Source organism: Flavobacterium bizetiae (genome assembly GCF_024271895.1).
Classification (GTDB): domain Bacteria; phylum Bacteroidota; class Bacteroidia; order Flavobacteriales; family Flavobacteriaceae; genus Flavobacterium; species Flavobacterium bizetiae.
Window position 1 is genome coordinate 554,360 of sequence record NZ_CP091861.1, and the last position, 18,085, is coordinate 572,444.

12 protein-coding genes are annotated in these 18,085 nt (G+C 33.2%); all 12 read right to left on the reverse strand.

Going from position 1 to position 18,085, the window contains the following annotated elements; translation table 11 throughout:
* Positions 1-183: 183 nt before the first annotated feature.
* Positions 184-1,233 (reverse strand): tRNA preQ1(34) S-adenosylmethionine ribosyltransferase-isomerase QueA, encoded by a 1,050-nt coding sequence (gene queA / locus L0669_RS02635; RefSeq protein WP_173971439.1) that lies wholly within the window; start codon positions 1,231-1,233, stop codon positions 184-186.
* Between the two features lie 337 nt (positions 1,234-1,570).
* The gene (aroA, locus tag L0669_RS02640; RefSeq protein WP_263761108.1) at positions 1,571-2,794 is read right to left on the reverse strand and encodes a 3-phosphoshikimate 1-carboxyvinyltransferase; all 1,224 of its coding nucleotides are present in this window, start codon (positions 2,792-2,794) and stop codon (positions 1,571-1,573) included.
* 132 nt (positions 2,795-2,926) lie between these two features.
* Complete coding sequence (locus L0669_RS02645; protein ID WP_012022600.1) at positions 2,927-3,253, reverse strand: nucleotide pyrophosphohydrolase; 327 nt, start codon at positions 3,251-3,253, stop codon at positions 2,927-2,929.
* A 153-nt stretch (positions 3,254-3,406) separates the two neighbouring features.
* Positions 3,407-5,329: a transglutaminase family protein gene (locus L0669_RS02650; protein ID WP_263761110.1), complete on the reverse strand. Its 1,923-nt coding sequence runs from the start codon at positions 5,327-5,329 to the stop codon at positions 3,407-3,409.
* A 1-nt stretch (position 5,330) separates the two neighbouring features.
* The gene (locus L0669_RS02655) at positions 5,331-7,340 is read right to left on the reverse strand and encodes a DUF3857 domain-containing protein (protein ID WP_263761112.1); all 2,010 of its coding nucleotides are present in this window, start codon (positions 7,338-7,340) and stop codon (positions 5,331-5,333) included.
* 17 nt (positions 7,341-7,357) lie between these two features.
* Positions 7,358-9,265, reverse strand: coding sequence for a DUF3857 domain-containing protein (locus L0669_RS02660; protein ID WP_263761114.1), 1,908 nt, complete (start codon positions 9,263-9,265; stop codon positions 7,358-7,360).
* 64 nt (positions 9,266-9,329) lie between these two features.
* A complete protein-coding gene (gene dtd, locus L0669_RS02665; RefSeq protein ID WP_263761117.1) occupies positions 9,330-9,782 on the reverse strand; it encodes a D-aminoacyl-tRNA deacylase in 453 nt (150 codons plus the stop codon).
* A 154-nt stretch (positions 9,783-9,936) separates the two neighbouring features.
* Positions 9,937-10,914: a ribosome small subunit-dependent GTPase A gene (rsgA, locus tag L0669_RS02670; protein WP_173971433.1), complete on the reverse strand. Its 978-nt coding sequence runs from the start codon at positions 10,912-10,914 to the stop codon at positions 9,937-9,939.
* Positions 10,915-11,054: 140 nt separating this feature from the next.
* Positions 11,055-14,375 (reverse strand): VIT domain-containing protein, encoded by a 3,321-nt coding sequence (locus tag L0669_RS02675; RefSeq protein ID WP_263761118.1) that lies wholly within the window; start codon positions 14,373-14,375, stop codon positions 11,055-11,057.
* Between the two features lie 420 nt (positions 14,376-14,795).
* Positions 14,796-15,878 carry a bifunctional 3-deoxy-7-phosphoheptulonate synthase/chorismate mutase type II gene (locus L0669_RS02680; RefSeq protein WP_029270594.1) on the reverse strand — a complete coding sequence of 361 codons (1,083 nt, stop codon included), beginning with the start codon at positions 15,876-15,878 and terminating at the stop codon, positions 14,796-14,798.
* 12 nt (positions 15,879-15,890) lie between these two features.
* Positions 15,891-16,751: a prephenate dehydrogenase gene (locus L0669_RS02685; protein ID WP_208683491.1), complete on the reverse strand. Its 861-nt coding sequence runs from the start codon at positions 16,749-16,751 to the stop codon at positions 15,891-15,893.
* A gap of 118 nt (positions 16,752-16,869) precedes the next feature.
* A complete protein-coding gene (locus L0669_RS02690) occupies positions 16,870-18,015 on the reverse strand; it encodes a pyridoxal phosphate-dependent aminotransferase (RefSeq protein ID WP_263761120.1) in 1,146 nt (381 codons plus the stop codon).
* Between the last annotated feature and the right edge of the window lie 70 nt (positions 18,016-18,085).

Consider the following 18,085-nt stretch of genomic DNA (forward strand, 5'->3'; position numbering starts at 1 on the left):
AAACGCTAAGTTCGCAAAGCTTTGTGTGTTTTTGTATGTAACAAAAACAAACTGCGTAAAAAAACTTTAAGAAACTTTTGCGTTTAAATTTCGCAACTAATACCAAACTTGAAACCTGAAACTTTTTAAACATAAAAAAACCCGCCATTGCTGACAGGTTTTATATTTATTTTAAATATCTGATTAGATAATTAACATTGCATCTCCGTAAGAATAGAATTTGTACTCTTCTTTGATAGCTTCTTCGTATGCTCTTTTCATTAAATCATGTCCACAGAAAGCAGAAATCATCATTAATAATGTTGATTTTGGTGTGTGGAAATTTGTAATCATACAGTTTGCAATACTAAAATCGTGAGGAGGGAAAATAAATTTATTTGTCCATCCTTCGTAAGGATTCAAAGTATTTTGTGATGAAACTGAACTTTCAATCGCACGCATAGAAGTTGTTCCAACAGCACAGATACGTTTTTTCTTTGCTTTTGCTTCGTTTACAATATCACAAGCTTCTTGTTTGATGATCAATTCTTCAGAATCCATTTTGTGTTTAGATAAATCTTCAACCTCAACCGGGTTAAAAGTTCCTAAACCAACGTGAAGTGTAACTTCAGCAAAATTAATTCCTTTAATTTCTAATTTTTTCAAAAGGTGTTTTGAGAAGTGTAATCCTGCAGTTGGCGCAGCTACAGCTCCTTCTTCTTTTGCATAGATAGTTTGGTATCTTTCAGCATCTTCAGCTGTTACTTCTCTACTGATATATTTAGGAATTGGAGTTTCTCCAAGTTCTGTCAATTTGTTTCTGAATTCTTCATAAGATCCATCGTATAAGAAACGTAAAGTTCTACCACGAGAAGTTGTATTGTCGATTACCTCAGCAACTAACGAATCGTCATCACCAAAATAAAGTTTGTTACCAATACGGATTTTTCTAGCCGGATCAACTAAAACGTCCCAAAGACGTTGCTCAGAATTTAATTCTCTTAATAAGAAAACTTCAATTCTTGCTCCTGTTTTTTCTTTGTTTCCGTACAAACGTGCAGGGAAAACTTTAGTATTGTTAAGAATCAAAACGTCTCCGTCATCAAAATAATTGATAACATCTTTAAACATTTTGTGCTCTATAGTTTGTTTTTGACGATCGATTACCATTAAACGAGATTCGTCTCTGTTTTCTGCCGGGAATTCTGCTAAAAGTTCTTTCGGTAAATTAAATTGAAAATGTGATAATTTCATTTGAGAAAGTTATGAGTTATAGATTTTCGATCAGGATTATTTGAAGACCTGATTTTTAATCGTGTGCAAATATACGACTGTGAGATAGGCGTTGTCAAGTGTTTTGATGTTTATTTTCAAAAGTCGCTGATTTAGTGGTGTTTTAGTGACATAAAAAAATGGGATTTCACCATATAAGTGATATAAGTTCATTTAAATTAGGAATCTTTAAAAATTGCTGGTGTTTTTATTTGGCTAAAGCCGAACAGTTTGCGCATAAAAAAACCTCCAGTTAAAACTGGAGGCTATTCAAATTATGTTTGTTTAAATGAACCTATATCACTTATATGATTAAAATCTACAATTCTGAAACTTGGAAGTTTAAAGCTTTTAGATCATTCCAGAAATCAGGATATGATTTCGAAACTACTTCAGCATCTTCAATAATGATAGGGACTTTTAAAGCCAAAGGCGCAAATGCCATTGCCATACGGTGATCGTTATAAGTTCCGATTTTCACATTATGATTGATGTTTTCTGAAGCTACTAAAGTCAGACTATCATTAGTAACCGAAATGTTTGCTCCTAATTTTGTCAACTCAATTCTAAGCGCCTCAAGTCTGTCTGTTTCTTTAATTTTTAAAGTATGAAGACCTGTTAAATGGCAACCAATTCCTAAACCTAAACACGTTACTACAATAGTTTGTGCAATATCTGGTGTATTGTTTAATTCAAAATCTACTGTTTCGTATTTAAAATTTTCTTGTTTTACCAAAGTCATTTTATTGTCCTGAAACGTAGTCTGAACTCCTAATTTCTCATAAAGAGAAACCAATTCAGAATCTCCTTGCAAACTATTTTCTTTGTAACTGCTTAAAGTAATTGAAGCTGTGTCGGCCAAAGCAACCAAACTAAAGAAGTAAGATGCTGAACTCCAATCTGATTCTACTACCATTTCTTTGGTTTCAACTTCAGCTTTTGGATAAACTTTAATCACGTTTCCTTCAAAACTAGTTTGAATATCTAAATCATTAAGCAAAGCCAAAGTCATTTTGATATACGGAATTGAAGTAATTTCTCCTTCTAAAGTCAGCTCTAAACCATTTTCTAATTTTGATGCCACTAATAAAAGTGCCGAAATATACTGGCTGCTTACATTTGCTGCCAAAGTAACTTTTGAAGCAGTTACTTTTTTTCCTTTAATTCTAATTGGCGGATAACCTTCTTCTTTTTCATAAGAAATCTCAACTCCCAATTGTCCTAAAGCTTCAACTAAAATTTTTATCGGACGTTCCTGCATTCTGCTTGAACCTGTCATAACCACTTCGCGACCTTCATTTACAGCAAAATATGCGGTTAAAAAACGCATTGCAGTTCCTGCATGGTGAATGTCTACAATTTCGTCATTGCCAATTAAGGCTTTTTGCATTACCTCACTATCATCTGAGTTGGAAGTATTTGCTAATGTAATATTTGGAAATAATGCTTTTAACAACAATAAACGATTGGTTTCGCTTTTTGATCCTGTTACTGCAATTTGTCCTTGTAAATTATGTTGAGTTGTCTGGAGTAGTAAATTCATTTTTTTAATGGTAAATTGAAATTATGAATTATGAATGGTTAGAAACGTAATTCGCCACGCAATTTACCACTCCCCACTCATAATTCAAAATTCAAAACTCATAATTCAAAACTTATGAGTGATATTTCACAATTATTTCAATTTATCGTTGTTTTTGTGACGATCTTTATCCCTAACCGATTTTAAGTCCATTTTTTTATCGAAAGCAGCTTGTAAATCTATTCCGGTTTGGTTGGCAAGACATAAAACAACAAAAACAACATCGGCTAATTCTTCTCCCAGATCTTTGTTTTTATCACTTTCTTTCTCTGATTGTTCGCCATATCTACGGGCAATAATTCTGGCAACTTCACCTACTTCTTCTGTAAGTTGTGCCATATTTGTAAGCTCATTAAAATAACGAACACCGTGTTCTTTTATCCAGGTATCAACATCTAGTTGTGCATTTTTCAAGTCCATAGTTATATTTTTTTAAGAATAATTTTTTCATTTTGACTGACAATCATCTTCCGGAAAAAACTTTTAATCCATTGTAGTGATCAGCTGCAAAAATACTATTGTTAATTTCTTTTAAACTACTTATTTGAATTTTGTTTCCTTTAATGAAAAAAATTAAATTCGCTTTAAAACTATTTTTTCAGATTGTTTCGCAAGTATTATTTTGTAAAATTCTTTTAGCCCTTCGTATTTTTCTATTGGAATTATAACTTCATTCATTTGATGAACAATTGTCATTTGTATTTGATTTTCACTGAAAGCGGTACTAAATTTAAATGTTCCTGAACCATCTTCTGTACTTACAACAGCAGATTGAGGCAAATTTTCGACTGTATAATTGTCAGGAATTTTTATGCTTATGGTGTATTTTTCCAGAAATGGAAATCCAAAATCTACCGGATATTCCCTTTTCTCCTGCTTGAATGGATTTTTTTCCTTTAAGAAAAACAACATCGGACTGATATATATTTGTCCTCCGATAATTTCTGAAAAATTTGAACCTGCAAATGAAAATGTTTCTGAAATGGGTAATAAAAGTTCATTTTGATTGGTTCTTTTATATTCGCTTAATTCGATCTTGTTATTCTCATTTTCAAATTTATCTAAATAGGCTTCTTCTGTTTCGTTCAAAAAGGTGTTTCTAAAATTGAAAGCATTATAATTTGAATATTGTCTTCTGACTTTTCCTTTAATTTCACCCTTTTCAATAATTTCATAACTCATTGAAACAATATGATCTGAAATTTTTTGCGGCATTAAATCAATTTCTTCTGAAGTTTCGTTCTTGCGAATTAAGCGTCCAATCCAATTTAAATCCCTCAAAGGTAAAATGTTTACTGTAGAAAAAGGATCTGTTGCATCCAGCAGAACTCTTCCGCTTGGTGTTTCTACACCTGTAATTACATAGTTGAAAGCATTTGTATTCGGGAAAAAAGCAATTCCGTTAGATCGTGTACTTATTAAAACAGGATCAGCTTCAAGACCTGCAGCGCGCAACATGGCAGTCAGAATAAAGTTGACATCTGCACAATTACCGCTTTTTTCTTTATAGGCTTTTCGGACACCTTTTTCGCATCCGTATCCATAAGTATTATTCCATTTTATCTTTGATTTTACGTAATCCAGAATCACTTTTATTTTATCATCCGGATTTACTTTATCTTTTAATATCAATTTCAAATCGTCTTCAAAATAACTTTCTTTTCTTAATTCGGGTCCAAAATTTTCAAACTCATAAATTGTTTTGGCAACAGCTTCCCAATTAGAAGAAATCGTTTTATAGAGTTGCCCTGGTATGCTTATAGTTTCTAACTCATGCAAAATACCTGAACGATAATTGTTTACATTGTTTACAAAAACTTCTTCTTTCAACGCCGGCAAATCTTTAAGGATATAAGTCGTTTCCGTTGCTGGATAACCATAGGTTTTAGCAATATCAGTAGTTACTTTTGGAGTAAAAAGACCTTTTATCATTCTCTTAAATTGAAATGAATTTGGAACTGTCGTTTTAAACTCAGTATAATTAACCGGAATATCTTCCTGAAAGTTCCAATCCTGAATATACAATGATCCTGCGTAGTTTTTAATCTGATATTCTATCACCGATCCTTCTTTTACATCTGGAAATGTGATTTTTTTAATCCAATAATTACTATTGATCTTATCTAGAAATTCTCCTTCCGGCTTTAATTTAGATTTTACAATTTTTCCGTCTATTAAATTATAGGTATATACATCGGTTATACTTATTTGATTTGCTTTTCCTGCCGGAACACCAACCTGAATTGTAGCCCAATTATAACCTTCTTTTTTATAAATTTTGATCCTCTTTTTAACAATGTTTTCCTGATTGCCGTGATCTCCTATCGAAACGACTCCTTTGCTAAATAAAACAGAGGCTACCGCGGCTGAATCTTTTGGATGTATTTTTTCTTCGAGCTCTGCAATAGTTACTTTCCCTAATTCATAAGTCTGAGCTTTTATTTTAGATAATCCAAAAAACAAAAAAGTAACTATTACTAAGCTTTGAAACTTCATATTAGATTCTTTTTAAAACAATTTTTTCTGTTTGTTTTGCAATCATGTTTTTATAATATTCTTTTAGCATTTCGTACTTTTCAGTAGATACAATTGCCTCGTTAATTTGATGCTGAATAATGATTTGCAATGAGTTTCCTACTGGAGCAATATTAAACTTAAAACTCCCTAAATTATCCTCCATATTAATAATGGCTGGCGCAGGTAAAACTTCTGCTGTAAAACCTTCAGGGATTTGAAGAGTAATGTTGTATTTGTCTGTAAAAGGGAATCCAAAATCGACTGGATATTCTCTCACATCTTGTTTGAAAGGATTTTTTTCGTTTGTAAAAAACAACATAGGATTTACATAAATTTTCCCACCAATAACATCGCACAAATTATTTCCAGTAAATGAATATGTTTCCATTGTAGGCAACAATAATTCTTTTTCGTTTGTTCTTGAATAGTCACTGATTTCTATTTTGTTATTACTATTTTCCAATTTTTCTAAATACTCTTCTTCTTTAAAACCGTTAATGTTTTTTCTTGTGATCATAGCATTATAATCGGTACATTGCCTTCTGGTCTTTCCCGTTACCTTACCTTCTGTATCAATACTATAACTCATAAAAACAAAGTCATTTGACGATTTTTTAGGCATTAAATCAACTTCTTCAGAGCTTCCGTCTTTTCTAATCAATCGACCATACCAATTTAGAGCTCTTAATGGCAAAACATTAGGCGTTGAAAATTTATCAGAAGCATCTAATAAAATATTTCCGTTTGGAGTTTCAACCGCTGCAATAACATAATTAAAAGCAGTTCTGTTTGGGAAAATTGAAATTCCGTTAGAACGTGTGCTTACCAAAACCGGATTTGCTGTTAAGCCTGCATAACGAAGCATAGCGGTAAGCATTAGATTAATATCAGCAATGTTTCCCGTTTTTTCTTTGTATGCTTTTTTAACACCATTATCACAGCTATATCCTAAATATTCATTCCATTTTACATTTGCTTTTACATGATCTAAAACAACTAATATTCTTTCTTCGCTTGTATTTTTCCCTTCTAATTTCTTTTTCAAATCCTCCTCAAAATATCCGGTCTTATTCAACTCAGAACCAATGTCCTTATAAATTGTATGCACCACTGACTCCCAATCTACAGAATACATTTTCACCTCTGACTGTGGAAATTTTGTTAGTGATAATTCATGCTGAATACTTGAGGTATAATTATCAATATTATTTACATAGGCTTCCTCTTTCATCGCCGGAAAATCTACAGCAAGATATGTAGTCTGCGTTTCTTTATAATCTACTTTACTCGTAGAAAATGTTGTTTTGGTATGCCTGTACTCACTATCTCTCTCTTTATTTGTAAAAACAATAGATTTTTGATTTATAACTTCAGTTTTCTTAGGAAAAACATATCCCTTTTGTCTTGCATTAAAGACATAATACTCCGGAACATAAGTTGAAAACTCAGAATAATTCACCGGAATACTGGTTTGAAAATTCCACTCTCTAATCATCTGACCACTTGGACTTCTTATTGTATAGCTAAATTCAATAACAGAACCTTCCTTAACATTAGGCATTGTTATTTTTTTCTGACCTCTGAATTTATCTACAACTTCATCAAAAACTCCTTCACTCTTTAGTTTTGTCTTTTCAATTTTACCATCAACTAAATTATAAGTAACCGCATCAGAAAAATTCACTTTCTCTTTAAAATCAGACTGGTTGTAGTACCAAACATTTTGATTTGCCCAGTCGTAACCCTCCTTTTTATAAATTTTAATTCTAGTCTCTACTTCTGCTACAGTCACAAAACCATTATTTACATCATATTCTATTCTGGTTCTTCCCTTTTTATACAAAATTGCAGCTGCCGCCGATGAATCTTTGGGATGTATTTTTTGTTGTAACTCTGCGATGGATACTTTTCCTAATTTAAATTCCTGCCCTGTTACTTTTGATATAAATAACAAAAGAATCGACAGACTAAAAAGTTTGATAGTTTTCATTTTTGGTTGTTTCTTGATTAGTTCTTGGTTAATATAATTTTGGCATTATCATTCTTTGACACTTGCTCCATAAAAAGGCGGTATTCATCATATTCTTTGTTAGAATATTTGCCTTTATTTAAAAACATAGTGCGCTTATAAATCAGTTTATTATTTTCTTTTTTGATGATTTCAGTTTTATATTCTCCAAACTTTCCTTTTAAATCGAAATTTGACGGCAAAAATTCTATCGTAAAACCTGTTGGTAAATTAATTTCAACTTCATCTGAATCTAAATAACCTCGCTGAATTTCAAATGGATTTTTTCTATTTCGGATTCTTTTGACGTTACCGGAACTTTGATTGAAAGCATCTACCGTAAAAATCATTTTATTACCCGAAATCGCAGCATAGTTTATGGCGCTTATTTGTACATCTTCAGTAAATTGAATATTCTCTTTATTATTTGTGAAAGTTATTTTACCTAATTTCAAGTTATTGATATTACTCCAATAGTCTTTATAATGAGATTCCTTTTCAGTTGGCTGCATCGTTTCTATTCTGGTTTTAGAACTATACTGCGAACCTTCTGAAGTAATGATAACTGAACCCGAAAAATGACCATTTTCATCTATAGTATAACTTCCTTTGTCTTTTTGAGTATTTCCAACATCTTCATATATTTTGGTTCTCACTATTTCGCCACCTTCAGGTTTAATGATCAAAACATCACGATCATCTGTAAAAGTTCCCTGATATCCAAAAGGATCATCCTGGCTTGTACATTCTAACCAGGTGTAATGATTTCCGTGCGGAATTGCCAAAATCATATGATTTCCCTGCATCGAAACAAAATCAGATTGAATATCTGACTTATAGCGATTTCCATATAAAATAGTATTGTAAGACGGAACATCTACAACTTCTAAAAGTGCTCTTGTATAATTAGACAATGCTTTACAATCTCCATAACCTAAACGATCTACATCGCTCGCAAGCATTGGTTTCCAACCACCAATACCTACAGCAATATTTACATATCTGGATTTCTTTTGTACGTAATCGTAAATGATTTTTGCTTTTTTTATAGGATCTTTTTCATCACCAACTAATGCCTTTATTTTTACTTTAGTTTCTTCCGGCAATGTGGTAGTTCCCGTTAAGATTTTTTCTCCATACCATTTACCAAATGCTTCCCATGTTGTAGCATTACCATCAACCCCTTCTAAATGAAATTTCTCTAATCCCATCATTACTTTCGGAAATAAATCATCGGTAGACGGACTATAATCTTCTACTTTTCTCGCTAAAATGTTTAGGGCAACATAACTTAGTTTTGTATCGGTATCGCTAGTTTTCTTTATATTAAAACCTGAAAAAGCAAACTCCTTCTTTTTGAAACCAAGATCGTTTGGAAAAGAAACATTTAAGACGCATTTCTCTACGCTCAGATTATAATCGCTTAAAAAATACCATCTTGGTATGAAAGCTGTGTTTGAAGTCTCACTTTCGCTGGTGTACACAACCGTAAAAGGATATGAAATTGGGGTGTAATCTAAATAAAGTATACGGTTATCAGAGAAAAGAGTACTACCGCTTACTGCACTTTGATCTTTAAAATCTTTTCGTTTTATCTTTTTGATTTCCTTACCTGAAATATCATATATAATTGCTTCGATATTTTTTACTCCGCCTGATTTATCATAGTGTTGATAAGCGCCAATATCGCTAAGACCATTTTCATTTAAAACGGTTACTACTCGTTGCGTTTTGATATTCATACTTCTTTGCGAAAGAATTGTAATATCCATTTGATCTAAACGAACAACGGCACTGGCATTCTCTTTAAGGCTATCTGAAATAGAAGCGAAAGTATATTCGACTTTTTGAGCAGAAGAAATATTGATAAATAAGAAAAAGAATAACCCGAAAAAAGTAGATTTCATTAGTAAGTAATTTCGTCAAATATATATTATTTTTAGAAATTTTTAACACTCGTCTAATGATTTTTTAATCTTTGTTTTTGCTGTCAATTAAAATCGTTACAGGCCCGTCATTCAGCAGACTCACTTTCATATCTGCACCAAAAATTCCGGTTTGTACTTTCTTATTGAATTCTTTTTCTAAGGACTGAACAAAATTCTCATACATTGGAATTGCAAAGTCAGGTTTTGCTGCTTTTATGTAAGATGGGCGGTTTCCTTTTTTTGTAGAAGCATGAAGTGTAAATTGACTTACTACAATAATATCTCCGTCGATATCCTGAACAGAACAATTCATGACGTCATTCTCGTCGCCAAAAATTCTCATTTTAATGATTTTACCCACTAACCAATCAATATCTTCCTGAGTATCCAGATCTTCAATCCCAACTAAAACCAATAAACCTTTCTGAATATCAGCTACTTTTTTTTCATCAACTGTAACTGATGCTTCTGAAACTCTTTGAAGAACAATTTTCATATTTTATCTAATGATGTGTGGTTTTGCCACAGATTATACGAATTCTAAAGATTTTAAACTTTAACGTTAGATGCACTGCAGTGCATCTCTACAATCAAACTCTGTCAATAATTTTTGATTTGGAATTTGGAATTTTAAGAAATTGGAATTTATTTTATTTCCTCAATTCGTCACTAGCTTTACGATCTTCATCATAAGAGTCTGTACGATAGTTTTCGTCGTCGCCTTCTAAGATTTTTAAGTAACTATTATAACGTGACCAGGCGATCTCGTCTCTTTCTAAAGCGGCTTTAATAGCGCAATGTGGTTCTTCTTTATGTAGACAATTGTTAAACTTACACTGATCTTTTAATTTGAAAAACTCAGGAAAATAACCGCTGATTTCTTCTTTTTCCATATCAACGATTCCGAAACCTTTGATTCCCGGTGTATCGATGATTTTTGCATTAAAAGACAAATCATACATTTCAGCAAAAGTAGTCGTGTGCTGACCTTGTTTACTCGCCTCAGAAATGGTTTTAGTTTTAAGATGTAAAGACGGTTCCATGGCATTTACCAAAGTCGATTTCCCAACTCCTGAATGTCCTGAGAACATACTTACTTTGCCAATCATCATTTCTTTTAATTCCTCAACACCTTTCATTTCTGTAGACGAAACGCGAAGACATTTATAACCAATTTGCTGATATACATATTGCATGTACAATTGGTCTTCGAGCGTTGGCTCATCAAAAGTGTCTATTTTATTAAAAACCAAGATTGTTTCAATATTATAGGCTTCGGCAGTTACCAGAAAACGGTCAATAAAGTTGAAGGTTGTTGGCGGATTGTTAATCGTAATCAATAAAAATACACGATCAATATTCGACGCAATAATATGCATTTGATGCGATAAATTAACCGATTTACGAACGATGTAATTCTTTCTTTCGTGAATATTAAAAATCGTTCCGGTTAAAGCATCTGAGGTTTCTTCGAGTTCATAATCGACAATATCGCCTACAGCAATAGGATTGGTACTTTTTATACCTTTCATCCTAAACTTCCCTTTCATACGGCATTCTATAAAATCGCCTGTTTCTGATTTTACAGTATACCAACTTCCTGTAGATTTATATACGAGTCCTGTCATTCAAATTTTAGATTGCTGATTTTAGATTTTAGATTATTCTGAAAAACTAAAATATATTAAAAGGCAAAATTACGTTTTTAGAATTGAACAACGCAACTTCGCCTTTTAAAATTAAAAAACAGACGGTAAAATTGACTCATTTACCAAACAATTTCGGCTAAAATTTCATTTTCTTTGATTTTTCCTAACTGAATCGTTTTTAAAGTTTTTGTAGTTTTTCCAGCTCTTGTAGTATAAATTTCTACCATGACAGTTGCAGGACCACTTTCGGTTAATTCTCTTTCGCCAAAATAATTGGTTTTAATTTGATATTTTCCTTTAAGGGCATTTCGAATTAAATATTGTTCAGGTCCGTAACCTTCTGTAAAATCTTTCGAGAATCTTGCCCCGGCTTGTGTTTCTTTATGTGCATAATAACATTCTTCGCCATTTGGCTCAATAATATGCAAATCAAGATCAACATCCATTTGGTTCCAATTCATAATTATTCTGATATCAACCGGCATTTTGGCCAAATATTTTTTATCAAGTTTACTAGTTTTCAAACCTTTGTGTTCAATAGTCAAACGGTTAATATCCATTAAAATAATATCTTCTACGCCTTCATATTGTCCGCTCATTTCTCCGTAATAATTTACTTCCAATGCTTTAATCAATTGATCAAAAGCTTCCTGATACTTTCCTGCATCTTCAAGAGCCAAAGCATAATCTCTTAAACTTTGTGGTTCGTGCGATCTCCACTTTGCAATTTGTCTTGCAGTAAATAATGCATCATCATAATCCTGCCATTGTCGTAAAGTATAAGTAAGGGTTTTATAAAGCTGATGATTTTCTAAACCTAAATCAGCAATAGTACTGATGATTTGTAATGCTTTTTTAACATCGCCCTGATTGTAGAAAAAATGCGCTACATCAAAATAGAAACTAGGATTTCTTTCCTGCCCGTTTCTAAGTTCAAAATACAATTCGTATTGTTTTTCTTTTGGTGCCGATGCCAAAGCTTTTAAATACAAACGATCCGGATTCCAGGTTTTAGGTTCATTTTCAATTCCATTTGATTCTCCATCCTCATCATCGTCTTCGCTATCTGAATCTTTTTTAGAATCGAAATTAACTTCACTTTCGCTGCGTACAACTTTATCACTGCTTATTGATGGCGAGATCTGAACTCCGGCCACCTTACTCTCTAGTGCTTGTGATATATCAGCATTTTTAGAAATAGTTTCAGCTGCCACTGATTGTGAAGAATAAGAAACAGATCTTTTTTGTGTTGTTGCATATCCAGTAACCACTACTTCTGCTAATGACTGTGAAGATTCTTTTAATTGAACTCTAATTTGATTATTTCTCCCCACATTTAATTGATAGGGTTCAAAGCCAATAAAACTAAAGTTAAGAGTGCTATTCTCGGCTGCTCTGATTACAAATTTACCGTCAAAATCAGTAGCAACTCCTTCTCTTTCTCCTCTTATTGTTACAGTCACACCCGGTAAAGGCAGTCCCTGCTCATCAAAAACAGTCCCTTCAACTTTACCTGCCGCAACATTTGTGCTTCTGTTTGAAACTACACTTGCACTTCTGCCCGAACTTGTGTTTACTGCATTATTTTCTGATCGGCGAGGGTTTTTAACTTTTGGCTTCGGTAACGGTTTTGGAACAGAATATTTCACATCTTTTTTCCACCAATTATTTAAACCTTCAAAATAACTTTCTATACTTTCCCAATTATTTTTTTGCTGCGCCAAAGCATTAGCATTTTCTTGTTTTTTAATTCGGTCAAATTCGGCACGTAATTCTGCCGGCGGAATAATATCATAAGAAATATAATCACGAATATCTTCCAGAACAATCAAAGAAGTATTCTTTGTTATAATTCCGTATTTCTTGCCTAAAAGCTCTATTTCATCAGCATTTTTACCGTATTGAAAATCAAGATTAGCTATTTTTTTCTGAGCCCAAAGTTTTTCGATATTTACTTCTTTTGTGTTTTGAATACTGGCATCCAAAGTTATTTTTCTTTCTAAAACAGCTTCATTATTATAACCAAATAACAACGTAATTTCATTTTTTGGTTTTAAGGAAACCCCGGAGAAACTAAAACTTCCTGAAGCCGAAGTTCCCGGCATCGGAAACAAATCAGTCACAGTATAATTCTCTTTTATTCCTAAAAACTTCAAATTTGTATTGACCAATTTATCCAAAGCATTTTCTTTATTTACCTGATTTAAATTGATAAAACTACCGCCTGTTTGCATCGCCGAATAATTCAGGAAAGAAAAATCAGCGGAAACAGAAGACGTAATCGTATAAATTGGCTTTTTAGTTTTTGGCAAAACATTTTCGCTCAAAGAAGATAATCCATCAGAAAAAAGCAAAAACTCATCATGAGGTAATAGATTTATTTTAGAAAATCTTGTTCCACCATCGTATTTGGCATTTTCTAATACGGTTTTTAATTCAGCCCAATTTCCGTTTATAATAGTATATTCTTTCTGTTTTTCGAAAGTGTAATTCAAAAAGTACAAGGTTACTTTTGTGTTTTTTATTTTTTGAAAATAAGCGTCAAGCAAAGCCAATTCCTTTTTTAAATCTCTCGTTTTACAACTCAGCGAATTATCCCAAATTAAACCAATCGAAACTGGATTTTTCTTTGCTATTTTATTCCCTTCTATAAAAGTATTTCCGTAAAAATAATGCTGACCGCTAACATCCTGCATCAATACACTTGGAATATTTTGCTGAATCGGAATTTTAAAAACTAATTTCTCCGTAGGCTGATAATTTTCCTTTTTGATAGAAGTCTGAAAAGATTGATTCCATTTTGAAAAAGCAATTTCATCACCGGAATTTTCTGCCACAATTGGAGCAGTTTCAGTTCCTAAAACCGAAACATTCATCTCGAACTGATCTAGTTTTTTAGGATAACGACTTACTAATTGGTACACCAAATTATTTTTATCGAATGCCGAAAGTTCTTCTTCGTAACCTATAATAACAGTTCGTTCTCCGTTTGGCATCAGTGGATATATTCTGGTTCTAAAATTATTTCCGTCTACTTTTTCTAACAATCCCGGGTCAACACGACGATGTTCTATAGCCTCAAAAACCTGTTTCCCTTTATTTTTATTTACCGGAACGGCTTCACGCATTTTACCATTAATATCTATGGCATATCTTGAAACCGAAACATTTTCCGGTAACGGAAAAATAAGTTCCGCTTCCATCTGACGGGTTCCTGAATTAAAAAAATGCATTTCGGCAGTAGTGTAAGCAATATTCCCCACCACTTTTACATTAACAATTAATTTATTCATTCTCACTTTTTCAGCTTCGTCACCTTTCACCGTTAGTTCGGGACTTTGCGCTAAAGATTTTGTTCCTAAAAACAACAAGAAATAAAACAATACTTTCCAATTTACTTGAAAAAATTCTGGCTTAGATAAACGTCTTTTTGATTTCATAACACGAGAGTTAAGTTTGTATATAACTATAGAGCATATAAAATCTAAAAAGGTTGGAATGGGATATAAAAAAATTTTAAACCATATAGGTTATATAAGAAAATATTAGCCTAAGATTGAGATTAAAAACCTTGTAAAATATAGCCCACGATTAAAACCGTGGAAGATTTGCGATTCCAAAAGATTGCGAACATTGATTGAGTTCCCACGATTGAAACCGGGGGCTATGTTTATATAGAAATTCTATTTAACCATATTATGGTTTATAACCCCAAAAAAAAAATCTCCAACACTTCTTTTACAAAGTGCCGGAGATTCTTAAAAAAACAATCTATTTTTAAAATCGTGATATAATAAAACTAAATAACAAATTTCAAAAGAAACTTAAATTAACTTATATCACTTATATGGTTTAGAAAATTATGCGTTGAAAATTTTCTCCTGGTGACCAATACTTTCCTGGTGAATTGCTTTGAACATTCTTAAAACAAACTCTTCAGTAAGACCTTTTTTCTCACCTTCAAGAATCATTTTTCCTAAGATTTCATTCCAACGGTTGTTTTGAAGAATCGCTACGTTTGCATCTTTTTTCACCTGACCAATTTCGTCAGCCACTTTCATACGTTTTCCTAACAATTCTAATAAGTTAGCATCAAGAACGTCGATGTTTGCTCTTAGTTTTGTCATTTTTGAACTGTACTCATCTGTTGTATCATCTGTTTTTCTGATAGTCAAATCTTTAATGATTTGTTTCAAAGCATCTGGAGTAACTTGTTGAGCAGCATCAGACCAAGCGTTGTCCGGATCGTAGTGCGTTTCGATAATCATACCATCGTAGTTCAAATCTAAAGCTTCTTGAGTTACTTCAAAAATCATTTTACGATCTCCAGTAATGTGAGACGGGTCGATGATTAATGGTAAATCAGGGAATTTATTTTGTAATTCGATAGCAATTTGCCATTCTGGAATGTTTCTGTATTTTGTTTTTTCGTAAGTAGAGAAACCTCTGTGAATAACTCCTAATTTCTCGATTCCAGCCATATGTAAACGCTCAACACCACCTAACCATAAAGCTAAATCCGGGTTTACAGGGTTTTTAACCAAAACGATTTTATCAGTTCCTTTCAAAGTATCAGCAATTTCCTGAACTGCGAAAGGGTTTGCAGTCGTACGGGCACCAACCCATAAAACGTCGATATCATGTTCCAAAGCCAGTTTACAGTGAGCCGCAGTTGCAACCTCAGTTCCCATTAATAAACCAGTTTCAGCTTTTGCTTTTTGCAACCATTTTAAACCAATTTCTCCAACACCTTCAAATCCTCCCGGACGTGTTCTTGGTTTCCAGATTCCTGCTCTGAATACACTAACTTTTGAATCTTTCAATTCATGAGCAATTTTCAATACTTGATCTTCTGTTTCTGCACTACATGGTCCTGCTATCACAAGTGGGTGATTTAAATTGAAATCTTCTAACCACTTTCTCATTTCTTTCTTATTTTCCATCTTAATTTTAATTTACTTCTTAGTTGTTGTTAATCCGTTTAATATTTCTTTGATTTTATTCGTGCTTTCCATTTCTTCAAAAATGGCATTGTAATTTTCGTCTTTCAACAAATCCCTAAACCGACTGAGATTTGAGATATATTCTTCTAATGTTTCGATAACGTGTTCCTTATTTTGCTTAAAAATCGGTGTCCACATGGCCGGAGAACTTTTTGCTAAACGAACGGTACTTTCAAATCCACTACCCGCCATGTCAAAAATATCCTGTTCGTCTTTTTCTTTGTTCATTACTGTTTTCCCTAGCATAAACGAACTAATGTGCGACAAATGCGAAACGTAAGCGATGTGTTTGTCGTGCGAAGTCGGATCCATATATCGAATCCTCATTCCTATTTCGCTAAAAAGCTTTAATGCCTTTTCCTGCAATTTAAAAGTGGTTTTTTCCACCTCACAAATTATGTTTGTCTTTCCTTTAAACAAACCTCTTATCGCCGCCGAAGGTCCTGAGAACTCCGTTCCTGCTATTGGGTGCGTTGCGATAAAATTTCTTCTTTTTGGGTGACTGGCAACAGCATCACAAATTGGCTTTTTAGTCGAACCTACTTCAAAAACAATCGTTTTATCTCCAACTAAATCCAGCACTTTTGGTAAAACAACCAGCGCTACATCCACCGGAACCGAAACAATTACAAAATCAGCATCAGCCAATTCTTCAAAGCTTCCTGCCTGATCGATAACACCTAAATCAATTGCTTCCTGCAAATGTTTTTCGTTATTATCAATCCCAAAAATAGTTGCATCAGGATGTTGGTCTTTGATGTCCAGCACCATCGAACCTCCTATTAACCCTATTCCTATTACGTATACTTTCATACTATTTTTTTAATTTCCAATTTTAAAATTCCAAATTCCAACCTTAATTTAACCGCAAAGTCCGCAAAGAATTTACGCAAGGTTCGCAAAGTGAAATCTAAAATCTACACTCTAAAATCTAAAATCGATCTATCGCTTCTTGCACTTTTTCTTCTTTCACACACAACGAGAATCTTATATAACCTTCACCATTGCTACCGAAGATTGTTCCCGGTGTGATGAAAATGTGTTTCTCGTATAATATTTCGTCAATGAACTTTTCTGATGATTCAATTCCTTCCGGCAATTTTGCCCAAACAAAAAGTCCAACACCTTCTTTATACACTTCGCAGCCTAGTTTTTCTGCTAGTTTTTCTGTTAATTCTCTACGGCGTCTGTAAATTTTATTTTGATCTTCGAACCAGGATTTATCACAATTCAACGCTGCAACTGCACCTTTCTGAATTCCGTAAAACATGCCGCTGTCCATGTTGCTTTTTACTTTTAGAACCGCATCAATAATTTCAGGATTTCCTAAAACCATCCCCACTCTCCAGCCTGCCATATTGAATGTTTTACTAAGAGAATTCAATTCTAAAGCCACCTCTTTTGCACCTTCAACCTGTAGTAAACTCATTGGGTTATCATTCAAAACAAAACTATACGGATTGTCGTTGATCAATAATATGTTGTGTTTTTTAGCAAAAGCAACTAATTTTTCAAATAACGCTAAACTTCCTCTTGCTCCTGTTGGCATGTGAGGATATCCCAACCACATAATTTTTACTTTCTCCAGATCTAATTTTTCCAACGCTTCAAAATCCGGTTCCCATCCATTTTCTTCTTTCAAATCATAATAAACCGGAACCGCCTGAACCAAATTCGTTACCGAAGTATAGGTTGGATAACCCGGATTCGGAATCAAAACATGATCACCTTCATTTAAAAATGCTAACGAAATGTGCATGATTCCTTCTTTCGAACCCATCAAAGGCAAAATCTCGTTATTCGGATTTAATTCAACACCAAACTGATTCTTATAAAAATCTGCCATCCCTTTTCTCAATTCCGGTAATCCCTGATAGCTCTGATAACCATGTCCATTCTCATCTTGAATTGCTGCGGCAACCGCTTCAATTACTGCTTTCGACGGACTCAAATCAGGGCTTCCAATTCCCATATTGATGATAGACTTTCCTTCAGATTGTAGCTGACGCACTTCTCTCAATTTTGATGAGAAGTAGTATTCTTCAACTGTATCTAATCTTTTTGCTGTTGTAATCATTTTTTTTATTTATATTTTGCTTTAGGCTTTAGGCCGTAAGCTTTATGCTCATTTTAACTTTCTAACTTTG

Bases quoted from the DNA above. Each gene is read 5' to 3' on its own strand.
- queA (WP_173971439.1), bottom strand. From the start codon at position 1,233: ATGAAATTATCACATTTTCAATTTAATTTACCGAAAGAACTTTTAGCA.
- aroA (WP_263761108.1), bottom strand. From the start codon at position 2,794: ATGAATTTACTACTCCAGACAACTCAACATAATTTACAAGGACAAATT.
- L0669_RS02645 (WP_012022600.1), bottom strand. From the start codon at position 3,253: ATGGACTTGAAAAATGCACAACTAGATGTTGATACCTGGATAAAAGAA.
- L0669_RS02650 (WP_263761110.1), bottom strand. From the start codon at position 5,329: ATGAAGTTTCAAAGCTTAGTAATAGTTACTTTTTTGTTTTTTGGATTA.
- L0669_RS02655 (WP_263761112.1), bottom strand. From the start codon at position 7,340: ATGAAAACTATCAAACTTTTTAGTCTGTCGATTCTTTTGTTATTTATA.
- L0669_RS02660 (WP_263761114.1), bottom strand. From the start codon at position 9,265: ATGAAATCTACTTTTTTCGGGTTATTCTTTTTCTTATTTATCAATATT.
- dtd (WP_263761117.1), bottom strand. From the start codon at position 9,782: ATGAAAATTGTTCTTCAAAGAGTTTCAGAAGCATCAGTTACAGTTGAT.
- rsgA (WP_173971433.1), bottom strand. From the start codon at position 10,914: ATGACAGGACTCGTATATAAATCTACAGGAAGTTGGTATACTGTAAAA.
- L0669_RS02675 (WP_263761118.1), bottom strand. From the start codon at position 14,375: ATGAAATCAAAAAGACGTTTATCTAAGCCAGAATTTTTTCAAGTAAAT.
- L0669_RS02680 (WP_029270594.1), bottom strand. From the start codon at position 15,878: ATGGAAAATAAGAAAGAAATGAGAAAGTGGTTAGAAGATTTCAATTTA.
- L0669_RS02685 (WP_208683491.1), bottom strand. From the start codon at position 16,751: ATGAAAGTATACGTAATAGGAATAGGGTTAATAGGAGGTTCGATGGTG.
- L0669_RS02690 (WP_263761120.1), bottom strand. From the start codon at position 18,015: ATGATTACAACAGCAAAAAGATTAGATACAGTTGAAGAATACTACTTC.